This is a genomic window from Chryseobacterium daecheongense (assembly GCA_027920525.1).
In the GTDB taxonomy this organism is placed as follows: Bacteria; Bacteroidota; Bacteroidia; order Flavobacteriales; family Weeksellaceae; genus Chryseobacterium; species Chryseobacterium proteolyticum.
Genome location: CP115858.1, coordinates 4,024,180 through 4,047,062, shown reverse-complemented (window position 1 = coordinate 4,047,062; position 22,883 = coordinate 4,024,180). Strand labels below are relative to the sequence as shown.

At 36.4% G+C, this 22,883-nt stretch carries 29 protein-coding genes; 20 read left to right on the top strand and 9 right to left on the bottom strand.

Annotation, left to right across the window (positions count from 1 at the left end):
• Entirely contained in the window at positions 1 to 531 is a 531-nt protein-coding gene (gene tssO, locus PFY10_18150; GenBank protein WBV56124.1) for a type VI secretion system TssO, read from the bottom strand.
• 185 nt (positions 532 to 716) lie between these two features.
• Between tssO and PFY10_18145 the strand changes: the two genes are divergently transcribed.
• The 9 genes from PFY10_18145 to PFY10_18105 all read left to right on the top strand — a co-directional run bounded on the left by PFY10_18145 (position 717) and on the right by PFY10_18105 (position 8,820).
• Positions 717 to 1,388: a response regulator transcription factor gene (locus tag PFY10_18145; GenBank protein WBV56123.1), complete on the top strand. Its 672-nt coding sequence runs from the start codon at positions 717 to 719 to the stop codon at positions 1,386 to 1,388.
• Positions 1,389 to 1,528: 140 nt separating this feature from the next.
• Entirely contained in the window at positions 1,529 to 1,819 is a 291-nt protein-coding gene (locus tag PFY10_18140; protein WBV56122.1) for an integration host factor subunit beta, read from the top strand.
• Positions 1,820 to 2,185: 366 nt separating this feature from the next.
• Positions 2,186 to 3,745, top strand: a complete 1,560-nt coding sequence (locus PFY10_18135) for a ribonuclease E/G (protein ID WBV56121.1) — start codon at positions 2,186 to 2,188, stop codon at positions 3,743 to 3,745.
• A gap of 75 nt (positions 3,746 to 3,820) precedes the next feature.
• On the top strand, positions 3,821 to 4,297 hold the full coding sequence (locus PFY10_18130; GenBank protein WBV56120.1) for an OsmC family protein: 477 nt from the start codon (positions 3,821 to 3,823) through the stop codon (positions 4,295 to 4,297).
• A 130-nt stretch (positions 4,298 to 4,427) separates the two neighbouring features.
• Entirely contained in the window at positions 4,428 to 5,057 is a 630-nt protein-coding gene (locus PFY10_18125) for a CoA pyrophosphatase (GenBank protein ID WBV56119.1), read from the top strand.
• A 27-nt stretch (positions 5,058 to 5,084) separates the two neighbouring features.
• Entirely contained in the window at positions 5,085 to 5,891 is an 807-nt protein-coding gene (locus PFY10_18120; protein ID WBV56118.1) for a lysophospholipid acyltransferase family protein, read from the top strand.
• A 16-nt stretch (positions 5,892 to 5,907) separates the two neighbouring features.
• Entirely contained in the window at positions 5,908 to 6,342 is a 435-nt protein-coding gene (locus PFY10_18115) for a hypothetical protein (GenBank protein WBV56117.1), read from the top strand.
• 9 nt (positions 6,343 to 6,351) lie between these two features.
• Positions 6,352 to 7,689, top strand: coding sequence for a Mur ligase family protein (locus tag PFY10_18110; protein WBV56116.1), 1,338 nt, complete (start codon positions 6,352 to 6,354; stop codon positions 7,687 to 7,689).
• Between the two features lie 348 nt (positions 7,690 to 8,037).
• The gene (locus tag PFY10_18105) at positions 8,038 to 8,820 is read left to right on the top strand and encodes a C-type lectin domain-containing protein (GenBank protein ID WBV56115.1); all 783 of its coding nucleotides are present in this window, start codon (positions 8,038 to 8,040) and stop codon (positions 8,818 to 8,820) included.
• A gap of 56 nt (positions 8,821 to 8,876) precedes the next feature.
• On the opposite strand, the gene PFY10_18100 is transcribed toward PFY10_18105, so the two are convergent.
• The 3 genes from PFY10_18100 to PFY10_18090 form a co-directional block, all read right to left on the bottom strand.
• A complete protein-coding gene (locus PFY10_18100; GenBank protein WBV56114.1) occupies positions 8,877 to 9,329 on the bottom strand; it encodes a lipocalin family protein in 453 nt (150 codons plus the stop codon).
• A 38-nt stretch (positions 9,330 to 9,367) separates the two neighbouring features.
• Positions 9,368 to 10,432: a nitronate monooxygenase gene (locus PFY10_18095; GenBank protein ID WBV56113.1), complete on the bottom strand. Its 1,065-nt coding sequence runs from the start codon at positions 10,430 to 10,432 to the stop codon at positions 9,368 to 9,370.
• A gap of 151 nt (positions 10,433 to 10,583) precedes the next feature.
• Positions 10,584 to 11,459: an aldo/keto reductase gene (locus PFY10_18090; protein WBV56112.1), complete on the bottom strand. Its 876-nt coding sequence runs from the start codon at positions 11,457 to 11,459 to the stop codon at positions 10,584 to 10,586.
• Positions 11,460 to 11,584: 125 nt separating this feature from the next.
• Here PFY10_18090 and PFY10_18085 point away from each other — a divergent pair, with 125 nt between their 5' ends.
• Entirely contained in the window at positions 11,585 to 12,019 is a 435-nt protein-coding gene (locus tag PFY10_18085) for a GNAT family N-acetyltransferase (protein WBV56111.1), read from the top strand.
• Positions 12,019 to 12,495: a GNAT family N-acetyltransferase gene (locus PFY10_18080; GenBank protein WBV56110.1), complete on the top strand. Its 477-nt coding sequence runs from the start codon at positions 12,019 to 12,021 to the stop codon at positions 12,493 to 12,495. The genes PFY10_18085 and PFY10_18080 overlap by 1 nt, the downstream gene beginning before the upstream one ends.
• Here the strand turns inward: PFY10_18080 and PFY10_18075 are convergent.
• Entirely contained in the window at positions 12,472 to 13,368 is an 897-nt protein-coding gene (locus PFY10_18075; protein ID WBV56109.1) for a LysR family transcriptional regulator, read from the bottom strand. The genes PFY10_18080 and PFY10_18075 overlap by 24 nt on opposite strands.
• 118 nt (positions 13,369 to 13,486) lie before the next feature.
• Here PFY10_18075 and PFY10_18070 point away from each other — a divergent pair, with 118 nt between their 5' ends.
• Positions 13,487 to 14,071: a Crp/Fnr family transcriptional regulator gene (locus PFY10_18070; GenBank protein WBV56108.1), complete on the top strand. Its 585-nt coding sequence runs from the start codon at positions 13,487 to 13,489 to the stop codon at positions 14,069 to 14,071.
• 268 nt (positions 14,072 to 14,339) lie between these two features.
• The gene (locus tag PFY10_18065; GenBank protein ID WBV56107.1) at positions 14,340 to 15,128 is read left to right on the top strand and encodes an alpha/beta hydrolase; all 789 of its coding nucleotides are present in this window, start codon (positions 14,340 to 14,342) and stop codon (positions 15,126 to 15,128) included.
• A 65-nt stretch (positions 15,129 to 15,193) separates the two neighbouring features.
• On the opposite strand, the gene PFY10_18060 is transcribed toward PFY10_18065, so the two are convergent.
• Entirely contained in the window at positions 15,194 to 15,937 is a 744-nt protein-coding gene (locus PFY10_18060) for a metallophosphoesterase (protein ID WBV56106.1), read from the bottom strand.
• 193 nt (positions 15,938 to 16,130) lie between these two features.
• Here PFY10_18060 and PFY10_18055 point away from each other — a divergent pair, with 193 nt between their 5' ends.
• The 6 genes from PFY10_18055 to PFY10_18030 all read left to right on the top strand — a co-directional run bounded on the left by PFY10_18055 (position 16,131) and on the right by PFY10_18030 (position 20,788).
• Positions 16,131 to 16,748, top strand: coding sequence for an NAD(P)H-dependent oxidoreductase (locus tag PFY10_18055; protein WBV56105.1), 618 nt, complete (start codon positions 16,131 to 16,133; stop codon positions 16,746 to 16,748).
• On the top strand, positions 16,745 to 17,629 hold the full coding sequence (locus PFY10_18050; GenBank protein WBV56104.1) for an NAD-dependent epimerase/dehydratase family protein: 885 nt from the start codon (positions 16,745 to 16,747) through the stop codon (positions 17,627 to 17,629). Before PFY10_18055 ends, PFY10_18050 begins: the two co-directional genes overlap by 4 nt.
• An 11-nt stretch (positions 17,630 to 17,640) precedes the next feature.
• A complete protein-coding gene (locus tag PFY10_18045; protein WBV56103.1) occupies positions 17,641 to 17,928 on the top strand; it encodes a putative quinol monooxygenase in 288 nt (95 codons plus the stop codon).
• An 80-nt stretch (positions 17,929 to 18,008) separates the two neighbouring features.
• Entirely contained in the window at positions 18,009 to 18,683 is a 675-nt protein-coding gene (locus PFY10_18040; protein ID WBV56102.1) for a type 1 glutamine amidotransferase domain-containing protein, read from the top strand.
• Between the two features lie 23 nt (positions 18,684 to 18,706).
• A complete protein-coding gene (locus tag PFY10_18035; GenBank protein ID WBV56101.1) occupies positions 18,707 to 19,690 on the top strand; it encodes an aldo/keto reductase in 984 nt (327 codons plus the stop codon).
• Positions 19,691 to 19,816: 126 nt separating this feature from the next.
• A complete protein-coding gene (locus tag PFY10_18030; protein ID WBV56100.1) occupies positions 19,817 to 20,788 on the top strand; it encodes a cyclase family protein in 972 nt (323 codons plus the stop codon).
• A 104-nt stretch (positions 20,789 to 20,892) separates the two neighbouring features.
• Here the strand turns inward: PFY10_18030 and PFY10_18025 are convergent, their stop codons facing one another.
• The 3 genes from PFY10_18025 to PFY10_18015 form a co-directional block, all read right to left on the bottom strand.
• Entirely contained in the window at positions 20,893 to 21,336 is a 444-nt protein-coding gene (locus tag PFY10_18025) for a carboxymuconolactone decarboxylase family protein (GenBank protein ID WBV56099.1), read from the bottom strand.
• Positions 21,337 to 21,341: 5 nt separating this feature from the next.
• On the bottom strand, positions 21,342 to 21,773 hold the full coding sequence (locus tag PFY10_18020; GenBank protein WBV56098.1) for a DoxX family membrane protein: 432 nt from the start codon (positions 21,771 to 21,773) through the stop codon (positions 21,342 to 21,344).
• 63 nt (positions 21,774 to 21,836) lie between these two features.
• Positions 21,837 to 22,409: a Crp/Fnr family transcriptional regulator gene (locus PFY10_18015; GenBank protein WBV56097.1), complete on the bottom strand. Its 573-nt coding sequence runs from the start codon at positions 22,407 to 22,409 to the stop codon at positions 21,837 to 21,839.
• A gap of 64 nt (positions 22,410 to 22,473) precedes the next feature.
• Here PFY10_18015 and PFY10_18010 point away from each other — a divergent pair, with 64 nt between their 5' ends.
• Entirely contained in the window at positions 22,474 to 22,839 is a 366-nt protein-coding gene (locus PFY10_18010) for a DUF1304 domain-containing protein (protein ID WBV56096.1), read from the top strand.
• The last annotated feature ends 44 nt before the right edge of the window (positions 22,840 to 22,883 follow it).

Here is a 22,883-nt window from a genome sequence, read left to right as displayed (position 1 = left end):
TTATCTTTTTCTTCGACTTCCTGTAAACTTTCTGGTAGGATCTATCTTCAGTACCTTTTCCATACTTCCTACTTTCCCCATGCATCCGTTGACATCTCTTATTGCGATTTTTTTCTGGTTGGAAACCTCTACAATACGATTTTTCAAAGTCAGCATCGGACTTATTTGTTTCATTAAGACAGCATAATGCTTAAAATTATCCGCACTGTCTTTTCCCATAATGTTTTTAGCATTATTCACATTGTCTATAATATCATTTCTTAGGAAAATATCATTTTCCACTCTGTTGAGCCTGCTCATTCTGCTGAAAATAGTATCCACCTGAACTCTAAGAATATCGCTGCGGCCCAGTAATTCTCTGTAGGCTTCCGCATCACGGCTTACCCCTTCCGTTTGGGCATCATAGCTTTTAAAAAAGAAAAATACGCTGGTGAAAGAAACAGCAGCCAGGACAACAAAAGACAGAACAAACTTCCAAATGCCTATTCTGACGTCTGATTTATTTAATTTTTTCTCTCTATTTGAAGACATATTTTGTGGTTTGTTTGGGTCTGTGAAAGTATAAAAAAAAAATTTCCTGCACAATATCTATCTTTTCCGTGATATAACGGATCATTTTTCATTTAAATTAAGATTAATTTTAACTTTAATAAGTTTTTATTAATTTAGACCCCTAAATTTAATTATCATAAGCCAAATCGATATTAAATATTAACGTGAGTAAAATATTAACTAATACTGTGCGATTCTCAATAGCAGACAGCGATTTTTATTTTAAAAAAATACTTGTCAAAACGCTTTTGGAAAACCCGTTTTACATGCTTCTCAATGATTGTAATAACGGGCATGAACTTGTGAACAGAATTTACAGAAGACAGGAAGACGTCTTTATCATTGAACTATTTATGCCTGTATTAAGCGGAATTGAAGCGATAAAATACATCCGTAAAAGCAATTCCGAAACTCCCATTATTACCTATTCAGGAACCTATCAGGAAGATATGGCTGAAATACTTTCCAAAATTCCCAATATCTATTATTGCGAAAAGAAAAGTAATATCATTCGAGATATCATAAAAGGACAGGTAGCGTCAGACACCTTCAACTATGAAGCATATTCCAAAGAATGGGAACAGCAACCCCTTGCTGTTATGGAGTATATGGAACGGCAAAAAAAGAGCCAGGAAGAGCTTTCTTCCACAGAGATCCAGCTGATGAAATTTTGCTATGAAGGCTTTAGTAATAAGGAAATCGGAGAGAAACTTAATCTTAGTACGAGAACGATTGATACCTACATCAACAGGTTAACGGAAAAACTGGGACTAAAGACAAAACTTCACCTGATCCGCTTTTGCGTAGAAAACGGATATTACAATTCCAGCATGTAAAAAACATCATTACGTAATATATATAGAGAGTAAATATAAAACCATCAACCGTTTACCGAAATTTTTTTTACCACTAATTTGCTAGTATTCAATTTTTTTAACTAAATTTGCACACCTAAAATTTAAAATTAAAAAAGGAAATGACAAAGGCAGAATTGGTAAACACCATCTCAAATAAGTTGGGAACAGAAAAGAATGAAACACAGAAAGTTGTAGAAGCTTTTATGCAGGAGATCAGAACTTCTATGTATAATGGAGATAACGTTTATCTAAGAGGTTTTGGTTCTTTTATAATTAAAACAAGGGCTGCTAAAACAGGAAGAAACATTTCTAAAAACACTGCAATTGAGATCCCTGCTCACAATATTCCTGCTTTCAAACCATCAAAATCTTTTGTTGAGAAAGTAAAAACTAAAGTTGCAGTAAAATAAAAATTAACTGAATATTAACTAGTTACTAAAAAATTTAAAATTATGCCAAGCGGAAAGAAAAGAAAAAGACACAAGGTTGCAACTCACAAAAGAAAGAAAAGAAGAAGAGCGAACAGACATAAGAAAAAATAATCTCCTTTTTCGAGATTTAAAAATATATTAATATAGTTGGTGTTTTTAATTTTTTAATCTACACCGACTATATTTTTATTTATAACTATAGGATTCCCAAAAGATCGGGACAGGTTTTATTTCATTGAAATAAATAACACAACTTTCATTATGAATTCGTAAATTTATACATGCATTTATTAAAGAAAACCATGCCTGTTTCCTATAATCTTAACAATTTTATCTTATAACAAAATGAAGAAAGAACTAATAGTTTCGCATGAGGATGAACTTACAAAGATTGCATTACTGGAAGACGGAAGACTATGTGAACTTCATGAGGAAGAGGACAAAAGTGATTTTATAGTTGGAGACTTATTTATAGGAAAGGTAAAAAAGCTGGCACCTAACCTTAATGCCGCATTCGTAAATATAGGTTACGACAAAGATGCGTTTCTGCATTATCAGGACCTGGGGCCACAATATCTTACTTATAGAAAATTTTTAAAGGACACCATTTCTAAAAAGCAAAGTTCTTCAAGCTTAAAAAATTTCGAGATACAACCCGAAATAGACAAAAACGGAACTGTGGATAAGGTCATTGCAAAGGATGACATTGTCCTGCTGCAGATTACCAAAGAGCCTATCTCCACAAAAGGGCCAAGGATCTCTACCCAGGTATCTTTAACAGGACGTTTTTTGGTTTTAATTCCTTTCGACAACAAAGTTTCTATCTCCAAAAAGATTAAAAGCTTTGAGGAAAAAGAAAGACTAAGAACTCTTATCGAGAGTATCAAACCTGAAGGTTTTGGTGTGATCATAAGAACCGTTGCCGAAGGAAAAAAAGTGGCTGATCTGCATAACGATATGAATCAGCTGATTCAGAAATGGGAAAGTACTTTTAAAAATATCCAGAAAAATAAAGTTCCATCTAAGGTCTTAAGCGAAGAAGATAAGGCTTCAGCTATTTTAAGGGACAATTTTAATCAGGATTTCGTAAGTATCATTTGTGATGATGAACAAATGGTAGAAGAAATGAAAAATTATGTAGAAGTAATTGCTCCTGAAAGAAAAAATATTGTTCAGTTTTATGATTCTCACATTCCTCTTCTGGAATATTACAATGTTGAAAAACAGCTTAAACAAAGCTTTGGAAAACACGTCAACATTCCAAGTTCTAAAGGAGCTTACCTTGTTATTGAACATACGGAAGCTTTACACGTAGTCGACGTGAACTCCGGGAATAACATTACAACCGGAAATGCAGCCAATAAAGAACACGCTCTCAACGTGAATAAAATGGCCGCAACAGAAATTGCAAGACAATTGCGCCTTCGTGATATGGGTGGTATTATTGTAATCGATTTTATCGATATGCCGAACGCCGATCACAGAAGAGATTTGTACGAACATCTGAAAGAAGAAATGAAGCGCGACAAAGCTCGCCACAAAATTTTACCTCCAAGTAAATTTGGATTGATACAGATTACCAGACAGAGAAACCGTCCGGAAAAACAAATCGAAACCAAAGAAGAAAACCCTAACAAGGACGGAGAAATCGTAGCTCCGATTGTTATTGTGGAAAGAATGGAAGAAACCATTAGAAACATCATGCAAAAGGAAAAAGGAAAACTTTACCTGCATGTACACCCATTCGTGGAAGCTTATCTTACAAAAGGAATTAAGAGCATCCAGATGAAATGGTTTGTAAAATATAAAAAATGGGTAACCATCATCCCAAGGGATTCTTTTAAATATTTGGAATACAAGATCTATAACTCTAAGAAAGAAGAAGTATCAGGATATTCCAATTAATACAAAATTACAACCTCCAGTTTTCTGGAGGTTTTTTTATTTAAATTAGTACCTGTTTTAATAAACACAAAAAACATGAACAAGGAACACCACTACTCCACTTCCATTGAATGGACCGGAAATAAAGGAACAGGTACCAGCGGCTACCGGAATTACGACAGAAGCTATACCATCTCAATAGAAAATAAAGTTACTATTGATGGGTCTTCTGATCCGGCATTTAGGGGTGATAAGACCAAACATAATCCTGAAGAGCTTTTTTTAGCATCCTTATCTTCATGCCATATGTTATGGTATCTCCATTTTTGTTCGGAAGCGGGAGTTATCCTAACTGAATACACAGATAAAGCAACCGGAATCATGGCAGAAACCGCCAATGGAAGCGGCCATTTTACAGAAGTAACACTACACCCTGAAATAATCGTGACGGATGAATCCATGATTGAAAAAGCGGTGGAACTTCATCAAAAAGCTAATGAATTTTGTTTCATTGCCAACTCAGTTAATTTCAAAGTAAAGCACAGCCCGACAGTACAGGTTAAACAAGGATGAATTTAGCAGCATCAATAGCCTATTCGCGTCCGGTATCTTTAATTTTTTCATCTTTAATTTTTCAAAACCATATGGTTAATTAATGTTAATGGCTATTCCATTCTTCAGGATATATTGCTAAATTTGAGCTATGGAAAGTTTTGGAAAAGATTTATTAAGAAAAATTAAAAGTGTGGAATTACCAGGAGAGAATGCTCACGGCGTATTTTCTCCACCTTATCGTCCTGTTTTCAACCACGATGAAATCTTAAAGAAAAATCCAAAATTCGCGGCAGTAAATATTGTTTTATATTTAAAAGATGATGAATGGTATTTCCCTCTGATTCAAAGGACCATTAATGAGCACGACAGGCACAGTGGTCAAATATCACTTCCTGGCGGAAAGCGCGAAGAAATGGACCGGGATTTTGCCGACACTGCTATTCGTGAAACTTCAGAAGAAATAGGAATAGATAAACATTACGTAAGGATCATAAGAGAGATGTCCCCTATTTATATTCCTCCAAGTAATTTTTACGTATATACCTATATTTCATATACAAAAAAGAACCCCACTTTCGTTTTACAACAAAGTGAAGCAGTAGAAACCATAGAATTTCCTATTACTTCGTTTTTAAATCTTCCCGACCAGCCTGAAATTATGGCTCTGCCAAGTGCCGGAGGACATGAAGTTCCGGTCATTAATTTCAATGGATATATCATATGGGGAGCTACAGCAATGATATTAAGTGAATTCAGTCAGTTGCTGAAAAAAATGTAACTTTGCACAACCGTGTTTAATTGAGAGATGGCGAAGAAAAATATTTTCACCGATGCATTCGGGACACCTTACTTTTTGAAAAGGTTAGTTATTTTTATTTTAGGATTTGTTTCTTACAGAAGATTCAATGGTTTTAATAAGCTAAAAATAACCGGTACTGAACACCTTGTTGATCTGCCCGATTCCAATGTGTTGTTTGTATCTAACCATCAGACTTATTTTGCAGATGTTGCAGCAATGTACCACGCATTCTGTGCTGTAAATAATGGCTATTTAAATACCATTAAAAATCCGATCTATCTCCTCAATCCAAAGATTGATTTCTACTATGTGGCAGCAGAAGAAACCATGAACAAAGGAATTCTTCCTAAAATTTTTAAAATTGCAGGTGCTGTTACGGTAAAGAGAACATGGCGTGCGGAAGGAAAAAATGTAAACAGAATGGTAGACCTCACAGAGGTTGATAATATAATGAAGGCTCTTGATAACGGCTGGGTAGCCACCTTCCCTCAGGGTACTACTTCCGCTTTTGCACAGGGCCGTAGAGGAACAGCAAAACTGGTAAAAAACCAGCGCCCGATTGTAATTCCTATCAAGATCAATGGTTTCAGAAGAGCCTTTGATAAAAAAGGATTACGGGTAAAGGTTACCGGTGTAAAACCTACCATGGAGTTTAAGGCACCTCTGGATATTGATTATGATAAAGAAAATGCACATGAAATTTTATTAAAAATCATGACTGCCATAGAGCAAACGGAGGACTTCAATCTGCTGCACCAGTATGATGAAGAATTAAAAGCTAAAAAACTAGAGAAGAAAGATTCAGATAATTAAAAAAGGTAAATTACATATGAAAAGAATAATAGAGATCTTATTCGCAATCATAGTATTAGTTTCATGCAACAGTCAAAAAGTATATTCAAATTTCGACATTAGCTATTCCAAAAGCGGAGGCTACGCTCCTGCTTATGAAAACCTGCTTATAAAAGATAATACTGCACACTATTCTTTTGAGGGCGAAGGAAAAAAGATCAAACAGGATTTTAAGGTTTCGGATGAAGACCTGAAGAAACTCAATAACATTTTGTCTCAGAATAACTTCAGAAGGATACAGGAAGATCACAAAAAACTGTATGATAACGTAACGACTTCTATTAATGTAAAGAAAGGCCCTAATGAAGGAAGTAAAACGGATGCCAGCCTGATTATGCCGAATTTCAGGACCAATTGGACGAATATTACCAATGCATTTCAGGAGATCATTAATAATAATGTTAAAAAATAATAAATACAATTGAAGACCCATTTCATTGCGATCGGAGGAAGTGCCATGCATAATCTTGCCATAGCACTAAAAGATAAAGGATATCAGGTGACAGGCTCTGATGATGCCATTTTTGAACCGTCAAAATCAAGACTTGAAAACAAAGGAATACTTCCTCAGGAAATGGGTTGGTTCCCCGAAAAGATCACTTCAGATCTTGATGCAGTCATTTTGGGGATGCATGCTCATCAGGATAACCCTGAATTGGCAAAAGCAAAAGAATTAGGCCTGAAAATATACTCTTATCCTGAATTTCTTTACGAACAGTCTAAAGATAAAACAAGAGTAGTTATTGCAGGATCACATGGGAAGACCACCATTACTTCCATGATTCTGCATGTCCTTAATTTTCATCAGAAAGAGGTGGACTTTATGGTAGGAGCACAATTGGAAGGCTTCGACTGTATGGTGAAATTAACTCCTGATAACGATTTTATGGTATTGGAAGGTGACGAATATCTTTCGTCCCCTATCGACCTGCGTTCTAAATTTTTATTATATCAGCCCAACATCGCTCTTTTAAGCGGAATTGCCTGGGATCACATCAATGTGTTCAAAACATTCGATGATTATATAGAACAATTCAGAAAATTTGTAGCCAGCATCACTCCTGGTGGTGTATTAGTATACAATGAAGAAGATCCGGAAGTGGTAAAAGTAGTGGACAATGCGGAAAATTATTTCAGAAAAATACCCTATAAAACTCCGGAGTATGAGATCAGTAATGGGCAGGTCCTGTTAAAAACTGAAATGGGAGATATCCCACTTTCTGTTTTCGGAGCCCATAACCTTCTGAACCTGGAAGGGGCCAGACACATCTGCCGTCAGCTAGGTATTATGGATGAAGACTTCTACGAAGCAATTATGAGCTTTAAAGGAGCCTCAAAACGTCTTGAAAAAGTAGAAAGAGAAGATAAAGCCATTCTTTACAAGGATTTTGCCCACGCTCCAAGTAAAGTAAAAGCTGCGGTAAAAGCTTTTAATGAACAGTTTAAAGGAGAGAAAAAATACGGATTCCTTGAACTGCACACCTATTCAAGTTTAAATCCTGCTTTTTTAGAGCAATATGATCATGCCATGGATGGCCTGGATGCGGCTATTGTATTCTATTCTGAAGATGCTTTAAAGATTAAAAGAATGGACCCGATATCTCCTGATCTCATTAAAGAAAAATTTAAAAACGACCATTTAAAAGTATTTACCAATGCAGAGGAGCTTCATGCGTATTGGGATATTCTGGATAAAAAGCAAGGTGTTTTCCTAATGATGAGTTCGGGTAACTTTGGTGGATTAGATCTCACAAAATAGAAAATTACATTATTCATGTACCTATAAAAAAGCTTCCCTCTTTAAAAGAGGGAAGCTTTTTTATTCTTGGAAATAAAATAGTAAACTCCAACGAGAAATTTTCATCAGTTTAGATATTGAAAAATTTCTAAGGTTAGATTAAAAATTATTCTAAGTGGCAATATTTTCAATTACAATAATTAAGATGCAATGAAATTATAAAAAATAATTTCAAACAAATTATATAATCAGTAATAAAAAAAACACAAAACAAAAATCATATATCAATGATTTACAGTAAATTAAAACAATATTCCTCTTGATAACTTGAATATTTTTAATTACTTTTATATCAAATAATACACAGCAATGAAAAAGAAATTACTGTTTTTTATGGTATTGCCTATGGCCATATCAGCACAAGTAGGGATTAATACAACCCAACCCACAAAAACTCTTGATGTAAATGGAGAGCTAAGGGTTCGAACTTTAAATCAGGGAACTGAAACGGATGTTATTCTCTCGGCAGATGCAGCCGGGAATGTAAGAAAAATTTCGAGAAATGAATTGAACGGTGGTGGATCATCAGGTTTCAATTCCACGATTCTGGGATATGATCCCCAGCCTGTCTCCAAAAGACAAATTCCGCCAGGACCAGTTCCGGGAGGGGGAACAGCTACAGAACTCGGATGTAAAAAATGGGCTGTTAATAACCATACCTATTGTGCGTACCAGATTTCTCAACCTATTACCTGGTTCAATGCGTTTAACTTTGGAAAGCAAATGGGAGGCTATCTTGTAACAATGCCCAGTGATACAGAAAGAGCATGGGTAAATACAAATATTGTAGCATCCGGAACTGGATATAATCTGGCCAACAATATTTGGATAGGATTCAATAAGATCAGAAGACCGGGGAACCCCGACCAGCTACAATGGATCACCGGGGAAGAGTTCAGAATCAATTGGTCCACGAATCCGGCAACAACTGAAAACTGGTTCGCATCCGGAGAGCCTAATAACGCCGGAGGTACAGAAGGAGCCACACACATTCTGGTTGGTGGAGAAAGAAAATGGAATGATATGGCTGGAACTGTAACCAATTCAAACAGCAGCCCGATGGATCAGCTTATTATTGAGTTCAACGAATAAACAAATAACGACCTTTATTTTCAAAAAAAGCTCCTTTCGTCCGAAAGGAGCTTTTTTTAATTTATTCTGGTAAAAAACCTTCTGATCACATCATTTATTCCATCGCCATCCATATCTTGGGTACGGTCTTCCATGATCATTTCGGATTGAGTAAGTTTTGTAACGAAATATGGATAATCCTGTTCCCCCTCATACCAAAATTGACCGGTTGGTTTATCAAAAGTATAGTTTCTGGTAACAACATCAGTCTGAATACACATAGTACTTTGCTGGGCATAAGTTGTTGAAGTCATATTGGTTTGCCTGAACTCATGCGTGCTTTTCTTCTGACAATCTGTAGAAAAATTGGTTTTTGTCTGATGATCTTTTGAAGTGTACAATTCAGATTTTTCAATATACCACTTTCCGATTATTGTTCCTACATTGGGATCAATAGTATCCAATGTTTCACTATCACTACCACATGCAAGCATTGACAATAAAGCTAAAGGTAAAAATATTCTTTTCATATATGCTGGGCTTAAAGCCTGCAAAAATAGACAATTTTTCAGGATATTTTTTCAACATCAAGAATCAGTCTTTTTAAAATATCCATAGTGGATGCTTCACTGTACGGATGAACCGATTGCCCTAGCCATATATTCACAAACTCCACATTACCCTTAAGTTTTGCCGTTTTTCTTAAAATCCCTGTCAGCTTGTTTTGATAAGGGTAAGGCAGAATATAGTCAGAATTCTCAAGGGCTTCAATAAATCTATTTCTGATTCCTCTTGCATAACGTCCCGAGAAGCTTTTGGTCAAAAGAATTTCGTCTTCTCTTACTTTCTTTAATCTTTCTTTCTCAAATGACTGCAATGCGCTTTCCTGAGAAGCCAATAATATACTGCCCACCTGAAACCCTTTTGCTCCAAGTTCATTTGCCGCCAATATGGTTCTTGCATTATAAATCCCGCCTGCATAAATCAAAGGAACTTTCACATGATCGAATACCTGTGATAAAAGAGATAGACCTCCGATCTGCGGGATCCGATCTCCGTCAAATGTTCCCCTATGCCCTCCAGCCTCAATTCCCTGAACACAGATTATGTCAATCCCAGATTTCTCCAGGATCAAAGCTTCTTCCACTGAAGTACACGTTCCAATAAGGGTTATTCCATTTTCTTTTAATTTCTGAATGCTATTATCGTCAAGATTTCCAAATGTAAAGCTCAGGATCTTACATCCTTCTTCAATGATGGCGTCAATTTGCTCGTGATAAGTGTTCACTTTAAGATCTTCGAGATCAGGAAGGCTGACCTCCAGATTATTTTCTGCTGCAAGCTCTTCAATAAAGTTTTTGGTCTTTATGTATTTCTGTCGTATGGAGTCTGTGATCGGAGGGATATCATGGGTAAAAATGTTAACGGCAAATGGCTGGTCAGCAAGTTCTTTTGTGGCCTTAATCAATTCAACGGATTGTTCCGCAGATAAATCAGCTAATGCCAGAGTTCCCAAGCAACCCACCTTTGAAGCTGACGCCGTCATCTCAGGAGTACTTACTCCGAACATAGGGGCCTGAATAACGGGATATTTTACGTTTAATTTTTCAATAAGTGTATTTGACCAGAACATACAAATTATTTTATTTTAAAGTACAAAAAATAGATACTGCTCCATCTCAGTAGATATATCTACTTTAAAAAAACAATTCCCACAGATCTCACAAGCATACAGACTATTTCTGTAAAAACCTCAGGAGCTGTGGGAACTGATAGATCTTATATTAGATATCTGCTATAGAATTCAGCATTTTCTTCTCCCATTCAGGATCTTTCGGATCAAAGAACAGTCTTTTACCCGTATCCAGCGAGCGAACGATATTCATTTCATCTTCTGTTAAGCTGAAATCAAACACATTAAAATTCTCCTCAATTCTGGATGGAGTAATGGATTTCGGAATAATAACAAAACCTTCCTGTAGATGCCATCTCAAAATAACCTGCGCTACTGTTTTGGAATATTTTTCTGCAATTGATTTTAGCTCAGGGTTTTGTAGAAGCTCAGCATTTCCGTTTCCAAGCGGACTCCATGGCTCCGTTACAATATTATTTTCACGGTCATAAGCTACCATTTCTTTTTGCTGGAAAATAGGATGCAATTCAATCTGATTGATCACCGGAAGAACAGTCGAATTCGCTTTTAACTCTTCTAGTTTTTCCACTGTAAAATTACATACTCCAATCGCTTTGATCTTTCCTTCATGATATAATTCTTCCAATGCTTTCCACGCACCTAAGAAATCCCCGAAAGGCCAGTGAATAAGATACATATCAAGGTAATCCAGTTGCAATCTGTCCAGTGTTCTTTGAAATGCCGCTTTAGCTTTTTCATACCCATGATCCTGCACCCAAAGTTTTGAGGTAATGAACAGCTCATCCCTATTCACACCACTATTTCTCACTGCGCTTCCCACAGCCTTTTCATTAAGATATATAGATGCGGTATCGATCATTCTGTAGCCTGTTTGAATAGCTTTGATCACAGCATCTTCACAAACTTTCAGATCATCAATCTGCCATACTCCGAATCCTAGTGCCGGAATATCAATTCCGTTATTTAAAGTAACAACCGGCTGCCCTGTGTACATTTTTTTCTGCATAATTCTTTATTTTAATTTTTAACATAAAGTCTAACAAATTTGCAACAAAAAATTGAAATTTTACACCTTAAATCCCTGCTTTATGAAATTTAAAAATTATTTATTTTTGCACAAAAATTAAGATAATGGACTATCAGATTATAAAGGCAGAATCAAAGGATTATTCCAGGATCATGGAAATCTGGGCTTCATCAGTGAAAGCAACCCATCATTTTCTTGCAGAAGAGGATTTTAATTATTTTCAGGAAGTGATTCCTAGAGATTATCTGCCTCATTTAGATGTTTACCTGATAACGGAAGATAATAAAGCAAAGGGATTTGCATCAGTTGCCGGTGATACTCTTGAAATGTTGTTTATCCATGATGATTTCCGAGGAAAAGGATACGGAAAAAAATTATATCAGTTTATGAAAGATCAGATCGGTTTTACAAAGCTGGATGTCAATGAGCAAAATCCCCAGGCGATTGGCTTTTATGAGAAAATGGGGTTTAAAAGAGTAGGAAGATCAGAAAAAGATGGCTCCGGAAAAAATTATCCTATTATCCATATGGCAATATAATGGATCCGTTCACACTGATTAAGATTGGGGTCTCTTCAGAGATGCCCTATGAATTGCTTCTGCTGGCTGACGAAACTGTGGAAGCAATCCATAAATACATATTTGATTGTGATGTGTATGTTTTTAAACATAGGTCCCGATCGATAGCCGTAATGGCCCTTTACCGGATTAGTAATACTGAATTGGAAATTAAAAACATAGCAGTTGGCAGCCCGTATCAGGGAAAAGGTATAGGAGGTCTTTTAATTGATAAAGCGAAGGAAATAGCAAATAAGAATCACTTTCATTCCCTATTAGTAGGAACTTCAGATACAGGCTTCCGTCAAATCCGCTTTTATGAGAAAAATGGTTTTGTGAAAAAAGCAATACGCAAAGACTTTTTTATTCAAAACTATCCGGATCCTATTTTTGAAAATGGAATTCAGATGCGGGATATGGTCGTTTTAGAGTTTTTAACTCATCACTTCTCTGAATAATTTCTTGATATGCCCGATCTCTGCCTGATAACTTGTTTTTTTCCGGCATCCGAAATATAAAGTATTTTCCAGCTTTTTATCTCCTTCCCAGATCAATTTTACATCTCCGCTTTCAATTTCGTTTTTACATAAAAAATCAGGAACTACAGCCAATCCTGTCCCTCCTTTCAGACAACGGATAATAGAATTAAGATTAGGAACGATATAATTGGGACGGAAATTAGGTTTATGTCCAAAATTCAGGATCCAGAATTGGAATAAATGTTCCATATCACCTGTTGTCCCATACCATTTCTCCTGTTTAAGCCATTCTTCTATCTTATCAATATCTTTGGTTTTAAGAACCTTTTTAAAAGCATCGGTATCTACATCTTTACCCCCGACCAGAATAATCTGCTCGGATGAAAATGCTTCATGCTCAATATTGAGTGATGATCCCTTTTTGGGTGTTATGATAAGATCAAGAATCCCTTTATCAAGCTGATCCAGCATCTCCGGATACTCCCCGAAACTTATGATCAAATTAAAAGGTAAAGTGGAAACATATTGCTCCAAAGTAGTTTGAAAAGTCTCAAAACACATCCCTACACTGATTGTCGGTGTATGCTTTTCTGTTGACTTCTGAAAGTTTTTCTCTACATTCTCAAGCTTTAAAAGCGGTTCAAAAACAGCATTATAAAGCACCTTCCCTCTTTCTGTGGGAATCATTTTTCTTCCGGTACGGTCAAAGAGTTTATATCCCACATAAGCCTCAAGTGAGCTTAGATGCAGGCTTACGCCAGGCTGTGAAATGAACAAACTTTCCGCAGCTCCGGTTAACGTTCCCGTCTTGTAGATCTCTTTAAACGTACGGTACCACTCTAAATTAACCATATCAAATCATTTAAATTATGATACAAAACTACAAAATAATCAGAATACTAATAGATAGAAATTGACTATACTTTGCATCAATAATTGTAATACCTTTGTGTAAAGGCTTGATTCAGGCATGAAAAAGGACATTCAGACATTTCATCAATTTCTAAATTCTATCGGGGAAATTTCAACACAAGATTTTGACCTGATATGTCAATATATGGAAATAAAGGAAATGGGAGTGGGAACTATTCTCCTGCAGGAAGGAAAAATCGCAAAAGATCTGTTCTTTGTACTGGATGGTATTTTAAAGATCGTCTCCACTAATGAAAAAGGGAACGAAGTCATTCATTTTTTTATTAAAGAAAATAAATTTTGTACAATCCTATACAGTTTTACAGATGAAGTTATTTCAAGGGAAGAAATCATTGCTGCAACTTCTGCGCGGGTTTTGGTATTTTCCAGGAAAAATCTGAATGAATTATTTGAGAAACTACCCCACTTTAAGAATCTGATAGAAAATATTACCCAAAAAACCCTGATGGAAAAAATTAAAGCCAGAAACCATTTAATGGGAGAAGAAGCCACAATACGTTATCACAAGTTTATTTCCGACCACCCAGACTTAATGCTTAAAGTTCCCTTAAGTGATGTGGCTTCCTACTTGGGAATAACGCAACAATCTCTTAGCCGGATCAGAAAAAATATTAACTTTTAATTTTTGACTTAAAGTCATTGGATACCAAGAAGTATCTTCATTCAATTACAATCATAGCTGCTTTTTCATCATAAAAGTTATCTTCATTCATTAAAAAATCCCCCCGATGGAAAAAAGTACAATAAATATATACTTTTAGCCATTTTTTCGAACCCGTACCGTCTCTATCTTTGCCCTGTTAAGTTATTCTAAAGTCAGATAGCTTAGCAGGGAATCAGACAATTGCTCTGGTCCGTACCAAAAAAATTTAACCTTAAAATATATACTTATGAAAAAGACTTCAATTTCAAAACAATCAAGGTTCTTACCTTTCTTAGCTGTTTTATTTATGTTATTCGGTGGAATATCTGCTTTATCAGCTCAATCATCTAAAGTAGTGAAAAACATTGTGCTGGTGCATGGGGCATTCGTAGATGGTTCCGGTTACAGGGGTGTTTATGATATCCTTACAAAAAAGGGATATAATGTTACCGTGGTACAAAACCCGCTAACTTCGTTGGCAGATGATGTTCAGGCAACAAAGGATGCACTTGACAAGCAGGACGGTCCAACTATTCTTGTGGGACATTCCTATGGCGGAACAGTGATTACTGAATCCGGAGATCATCCCAATGTAGCAGCATTGGTTTATGTAGCGGCATTTCAGCTTGATGAGGGTGAATCAGCTGTAGACTGGGCAAAAACAGAACCTGCATCTCCTAAGAGCGGAATTTTGCCTCCGGATGAAAAAGGCTTTCTTTACTATGACAAAGCGAAATTTCACGCAGGATTTTGTGCAGATCTACCTAAAGAACAAGCTGATTTCATGTATGCTTCGCAAGGACGTTTTTCTGCAGCAGCTCTGGGCGCTAAAGTAACAAAAGCACCATGGAAAACAAAACCATCTTATGGTATCGTTGCCACACAGGATGAGGCGATACTTCCTTCTATTCAACGTAAAATGTACCAAAAAGGACATGCAAAAATCACAGAAATAAAAGGAAGCCATGTTGTAATTATTTCTCATCCACAGGAAGTGGCGGAGGTGATCATCAGAGCATCAAAAGAAGTAAAATAATAGTAATAAACATCCTCACATTCAAAGCTGTTTCAAAAAATTGAAACAGCTTTGAATTATTTAGATTAAAAATTAACCGCCTTTTCGTTTCTCAGAAAAGATGCATAATAATTGGGAATTCCACTGGCTTCAATACTTTTAGCCACCGTTTCGAGCGGATACTCCAGTTGAATGATCTCAGGGACTACCTCTTTTTCATTCAACGTCAGAATTACGTAAGATGCTAATCTGTTTTCTTCCTTTGATCGACCCACAGAACCAGTATTAATTGCCCATTTTTCACAAATCTTCTTCTTGAAAGAGATATGAGTGTGTCCCATCAGAATAAGATCCGAATCAGAATCCTTCAGCATTTCGTTAAACACCTCATCAGCTTCATATTCGTAGAGATAAGTATCATTACTTTTCAGAGACGAATGTACCAGCTGGATATTCCAATATCTGCCTCCTGTCTTATAGTTTAATTTGATGTGGAAAGGAAGCTCGGCCAAAAAGGATTTATTCTCATCCGTAATAGATTTCCGGGAGTGGTCTACAGCTTCAAACCGGGCTACTGTTTCTTCTTCAGAATGTTTGATTAGCGGAATTACGGGCAGGTCGAAAGCAATTCTTTCATCATGATTCCCCAGTATACAGGGAATATGGTTCTTCCTGATCTTTTCAATTACTTCATTTCCCCACGGTGCAAAGTCCACCAGGTCACCCAGACAGAATTTTTGAGTAATTCCTCTTTGATCTATATCCTGTAAAACCACTTCTAAAGCCGGAAGATTACCATGTACATCACTAAAAACGGCTATCTGTATCATATACCACTCAAATTTACCTAACAAAATTACATGAGAAAATAATAAATAGCGTGCAGAAGGAATATGATATTCAACCATACTGCCTTAAATTTAATGTATCATTATTCTGATATTAAACTATAATTTATATTATTTTTATCATAGTAAAACACAACCTAACTTTGCATCATAAATTTTAAACAATCATAAAACAATGAAAAAAGTATTAATAATTAATGGTGGACAAAACTTTGGACATTCCGGAGGAAAATATAATAAAACAGTTGCTGATAATACATTGGAAGTATTAAAAAATTTTGAAAATGTAGAAGTTAAAGTAACCAACATAGCAGACGGATATGACAAAAATGAAGAAGTTCAGAAATTTGTGTGGGCCGATTATATAATTTACCACACTCCGATCTGGTGGTTTCAGCTTCCGAACGGATTTAAGAAATACATTGATGAAGTTTTCACTGCCGGACATGCTAAAGGCATTTATCTGAGCGACGGGAGAACAGCCGAAAACCCAGAGATCAATTATGGAACCGGAGGGATGCTCGGTGGCAGAAAATATATGGTAACAACCAGCTGGAATGCTCCAGAAACTGCGTTTACTCTTCCCGGAGAGTTTTTTAATGAAACGAGTGTAGATAACGGACCATTATTTGGATTCCACAGGATGAATGCTTTCGTTTCTTTACAGAAAATGGATAGCTTTCACTTCCATGATGTGGAAAAGAATGCCAATATAGAACGTGATATGAAACGGTACCAGGATCATATTAAAAATGTTTTCGAAAAAGAATTAAAAGTACAATTAGCCTCATGAAAAAAATACTAATAACTGGAATTACAGGCTATATCGGAGGAAGTATTGCTAAAAAATTACAGGATAAAAACTATACAGTAATAGGTCTGGTCCGTAACGAGACCCAAGCTAAAGAACTGGCGTCTGCGGGAATTGAAACCATCGTCGGAAGCATCCATAATGAAGCCCTTCTCCGCGCTGCCATTGAAAAATCAGATGCAATCATTCACAATGCCGATTCGGCAGATGATGCTTATGCTGTGGACAGCATTATCAATGCACTGGAAGGAACCGGAAAAACATTTATTTTCACTTCAGGTTCAGCTATTTTGGGAGGAAAGGAAAACGGAGAAAAAAGTGACTTTATTTTCACTGAAGATATTCCTTTAAACCCAAGGCTGGAAATGGCTTCCAGGGTTCTGATCAATGACTGCGTTTTAAGATCTGCACAAAAGAATATCAGAAGTATTGTTATTGTCCCTACAATGGTATATGGTACAGGTCTTGGGATCAAAAAAGACAGCATTCAGATTCCTGCCCTGACTCAATTCTCAAAAGAAAAGGGATTTGGCGTTTATTTCGGGAAAGGAGAAAATATCTGGTCAAATATCCACATCGAAGATCTGGCAGACCTCTATGTACTTGCTCTGGAAAATGCAAAAGCAGGTTCCCTGTATTACGCAGAAAACGGCTCATCCAATATCAGGAATATAGCTGAAACCATCAGTACAAAATATGGGTTGCAACCTGCACAATCTTTAAGCGTACAGGAGGCAGTAGATCGGTTTAGCCCTGCGGGTGGTTATTTTGGATTTGCCTCTAATAGCCTATGTAATGCGGACAAAGCAAAAAAAGAACTGGGCTGGGCTCCAAAGTATCATTCAATCGAAGACTTTATTTAAATACAATTATTATGAAAATATATTTAACAGCGATTATAAAAGCAAAAGAAGAACACCGTGCAGAAGTACTTGAAGTTCTTCAGAACATGGTAAAAGAAACGAGAAAAGAGGAAGCATGCGAACTTTACAGCCTGCATCAGGGTATAGAGAACCAAAACGAATTTGTTTTCTATGAAATATGGAAAAATGCAGCGGGGCTTGACCAGCACAATCAACAGCCATATATTAAAGCTTTCGGAGCTCTGGTTGATGAAAAACTTCAGGAAGTTCCACAGATTTATAAAACCAACATTTTATAGCCATGAAAAAACTTGCAATTGTAATATTCAGCATATTCATGATAGGATTTGTCCAGTCACAAACCAAAAAATCAATTCATATGAAAAAGAAAATTTTATTTGTCGTAACAAGTCATGACAAAAAAGGAGATACCGGCGAGAGTACCGGATATTATTTAGGAGAGGTTTCTCATCCATGGGAGGTACTTCATCGCGCAGGCTATGATATAGATTTTGTAAGCCCTAAAGGAGGAACACCGCCAGTAGATGGCTTTGATCTTAAAGACCCGGTGAACAAAGAGTTTTGGGAAAACAAAGAATACAAAAATAAAATTGATCATTCTCTAAAACCTTCTGAAGTAAAGCCTTCTGATTATTCAGCTATCTTTTATGCCGGAGGTCATGGAGCAATGTGGGATCTTGCAGATAATACCGAATTAGCTTCCATTGCCTCAAAAATTTATGAAAATGGAGGAATTGTTGCCGGAGTTTGTCATGGACCCGCAGGTTTGGTCAACATTAAACTGAAAGACGATAAATATCTTGTTGATGGTAAAAAGATCAATGCTTTTACCAATGAGGAAGAATCTGAGGTAAAACTAACGAATGTTGTTCCTTTCCTTCTGGAAGACCAGCTCAAAGCAAGAGGAGCGAAATTTGAAAAATCAGCACTTTGGCAGACGCATGTTGTTACAGATCAAAGAGTGATTACAGGACAAAATCCTCAATCAGCAAAGGCTGTTGGTGAGGCTATTTTAAAAGAATTAAACAAATAATTTCAAACAATTTTTAAATCAAAATGGAATATAGAAAACTAGGTAATACTGACCTTGAATTATCAGTAATTACTCACGGGGCTTTTGCCATCGGTGGAAATATGTGGGGCGGAAATGAAAAACAAGATTCTATAAACTCTATTCATGCTTCTTTAGATAACGGAGTAACCTCTATTGATACGGCACCTTTTTACGGTTTCGGATTAAGTGAGGAAATGATCGGGGAAGCAATCAAAGGAAAAGACCGTTCAAAGATCCAGCTATTAACTAAGTTTGGCTTAGTATGGGACGGCAGCAATCAGGGAAAAGGTGAGTTCTTTTTTAATGCAGAAAAAGATGGTAAAACACTTCCTGTATATAAATTTGCATCTAAAGAAAACATCATTAAAGAAGTAGAAGAAAGCTTACAACGTTTAGGAACCGATTATATTGATCTTTTACAATTACACTGGCCGGATAACTCGACCCCTATCAGTGAAACCATGGAAGCTTTAGAAATGTTGATACAGCAGGGAAAAATAAGAACTGCCGGTGTAAGCAATTACCTTGTGGAACAAATGGAAGAAGCTTCTAAAACGATTCAGCTGGCAAGTAATCAGGTATCATACAGCATGCTGAACAGAGCTATAGAAAAAGATTTAGTACCTTACTCTTTAAAGAACAATACCGGAATTATAGTGTATAGTCCAATGGAGAGAGGATTATTAACGGGTAAATATTTTAAACAAGCGCAATTAAAGGCTGATGATCACCGTAACGGATATTTTGCACAGTTTGATCTTGAAAAAGTAAAAGCTTTTCTGGAAACTTTGGAAACAATTGCCCAAGAAAAAAATGCTTCCGTTTCACAGTTAGTCCTACGCTGGACCAGTTTACAACCCGCTATCAGTGTTGTATTGGCAGGAGCACGAAATGCCCAGCAGGCCATTGAAAACGCAAAGGCAATGTCGTTTGAACTTTCTCGGGAAGAATTAGATACGATTAATTCTGCCCTTACCGGAATCTAACATAAAACAAGTTGGAAGAGAGAAGCTGCATACTCATTACATCTAATTGAATATCACTTATTCATACAGGGTTCAATAAACTTCCCTCTTCTAACTTCCCTTCTTTCTAATCCTAAATCATAGAAAATGAAAAATAATCTGATCACTTTGTTCGGGTTGGCTGCTTTATTGTCTTTTAACACCACAATAGTAAAAGCTCAAAAACAGTATATCAATCCTGACGATCAATCCTGGTACCCCTCAACATACGGGGTAAATGATGAAATAGGAGCCGCTAATCTCCTGACATCGCAAGTTGTAAAAGCAGCCATTTCGCTTGTAAAACAAGGTAAAACATTACCTCTGGCTGTCGCTATTGATAAAAACCTTCCTGCTTTCCGTCACAGAAGCTTTAATTTATATAACATTCAACCCGGGGAACAGGCCGGCCAAAGTTTGGGTCCTAATAAATTCACATTCAATGACGAACTGGTTAATGGCTGGACCGGCGTTGGAACACAACTTAACGGAATCGGGCACATTGGTATCAATAATATCTACTACAATGGCAATAAAGCCGCTGATTTTGTAACTGTAGAAGGTGTGAAAAAGCTGGGTATTGAAAAAGTTCCGCCATTTGTAACCCGCGGAGTGGTATTAGATATGACCGAACATTACAGAAAATCCATCGTTCCCGGAGGAACGGAATTTACAGTATCCGATATCAAAGCAGTATTGAAAAAACAGGGAATCACACTCAGAAAAGGAGATGTTGTTCTTTTCAACACAGGATGGCTTGAGCTCATTGGTAAAGACAACAAACAGTTTTTAGAAGTTGAACCCGGTATTGGTATGGAAGCAGCACAATGGCTTGCCGACCAGGGAATTGTTGCTTTTGGCGGCGATACGTGGGCTTCCGAAGTCTACCCCAATCCCAAGAGTAAAGAAGAATTTCCTATTAATCAGTTTATGCTGGCAAAAAAAGGAATCTACAACCTGGAACTGATTGACAGCCGTCCTTTGGTAAAAGAAAAAATATGGGAATTCATGTTCGTCCTTGGGCAACCATTTTATAAAGGATCAACACAAGTAAATATCAACCCTGTCGCTATTTATTAATACTTCAGCGGAATTTGTAGTTTGAAATGATCAGTAAACTGATTTTAAAAAGAGCTTCTCAATGATGAGAAGCTCTTGGTGTTAAATAAAACAATTTCAAAAAATTATTTCATAATCGGTAAATGTGTGCTTATGGCAATTCTGTTCCATCCATTAATCGTTACAATCGCCATAATGATCTGGGCAATCTGATTATCATCAAAGAATGTTTTTGCTTTTTGATATGTTTCTTCCGTCAATCCTTTATGGCTGATTAAGGTAATTTCTTCTGTCATTGCCAGTAAGATTTGTTCTTCTTCTGTGAACAGTTCTAAAGCCTCTCTCCACGCATTTAAAAGATATATCCTTTGTGGAGTTTCCCCATATTTCACAGCATCTTTCGTATGCATATCCAGACAAAAGGCACAACCGTTGATTTGTGAAGCTCTGATTTTAATGAGCTCCTTTTGAATAGGATTTAAAGAAATGGTCTGAAGATATCCTTCCAATCCCATCATAGCTTTATAAGCTGCTGCATCCGTTTTTGCAATATTTACTCTTGCACTCATAATATTTATATTTTTTTGGTTAATTGATCTGCACTTAATGAAAATTGTCGTTGACTTGCCAATAAAAATGCCCCTGCACTTCCTACCCAGACTGAATAATCGAGAGGAGCTTTAGCCCCCAAAGCAATCGTCATGGATAAAGCAAAAATGAGCAATAAAAATCCGGCTCCGTAAGCTGCTATTCTGGTTTTATACCCCACAAGTAATAACAACGGAATAGCAATTTCAAAGAATGTAGCGGTATAAGCCGAAAACTGACTCAGCCCTTCAGGAAGAAAAAAAGTTAATTTCCGGGTGTATTTCTCAAAATTCTCCCAGTTCCCCCAGGCTGAATTTTTTCCCCAAAAACCAAAACGGTCCGCCACTGCTGAAAGCATTGTCACGGCAATCGCTACTCTTAAAAATAATTGCGGGAATTGCTCTTTTATATTTGTCATTGTATTAGCTTTTAATAACATGACAAAATTCCGATTTTAAAATCTTAAAAAACTTAAACTGGTTTAAGAACGCAACTTAGCTCTAATTTCACTAAGATATTCTGGGGTAAAACCTAAAAACGAAGCAATCAAATATTGTGGAATACGCTGAATAAACCAAGGATATTGTGTGCTGAAATGAATATAAAGCTCTTCCCTTGACATTTCATATAAATAACGGATTCTTCTCTCAGAGGACGCATAAGCCCGTTGATAGATCATTCTGAAATAACGTTCCATGACGGGATGCTTTTTCAACAAAAGTTCCTGGGTTTCAAGGTCAATTACCAGAATTGTTGATCGTTCTACAGATTGAATACTAAAATCCGATTTAATCTGTCTCTCAAAAGCAAAAGTATCTGTGATCCACCAATTCTCAATCGCAAATTCAGTTGTTTGCTCGACTCCCTTTTCATTCACAAAAAATTTTCTGAGGCAGCCATTTAAAACAAAATACATGGATTTACAAACTTCACCTTCAACAAGCAGATTCTGTTTCTTCTTAACTTCCATGATCTGGAAAAAAGATAATACAGAACTATAATCTTCATCATTAATCGTAATAAATTTGTCAAGATGTGTTTTAAAAGTATCCATTTTACAATTTAGTAGTCAAACTTAACTTTATTTTTTTAGTTTTACAATTACAAAATAATTAATCATGGAAATTGTTGCAAAAATTTTGATTGCTGTAGTAGCACTGGAACATATTTATATTCTCTGGATGGAAATGTTTGCATGGGAAACAAAAGGAAAAGAAGTTTTCAAAGCCGCACTTCCTGCAGAAATGTTCAAGCCTACCAAAGGATTGGCTGCCAATCAAGGATTATACAACGGTTTTCTTGCAGCGGGACTTATCTGGACTTTTTTTATTAAAGATGCTGAATGGCAAACCAATATCGCTCTGTTTTTCCTGGGCTGTGTTGCCATTGCAGGAATTTATGGTGCTATTTCGGCTACCAAAAAAATATTTTTTGTTCAGGCATTACCTGCTATTTTAGGAATTATTGCTGTGCTTCTGAAATAACTTTTCATAAAAAGTCTGATATTGTCCAATCTTTTAATTTTTCA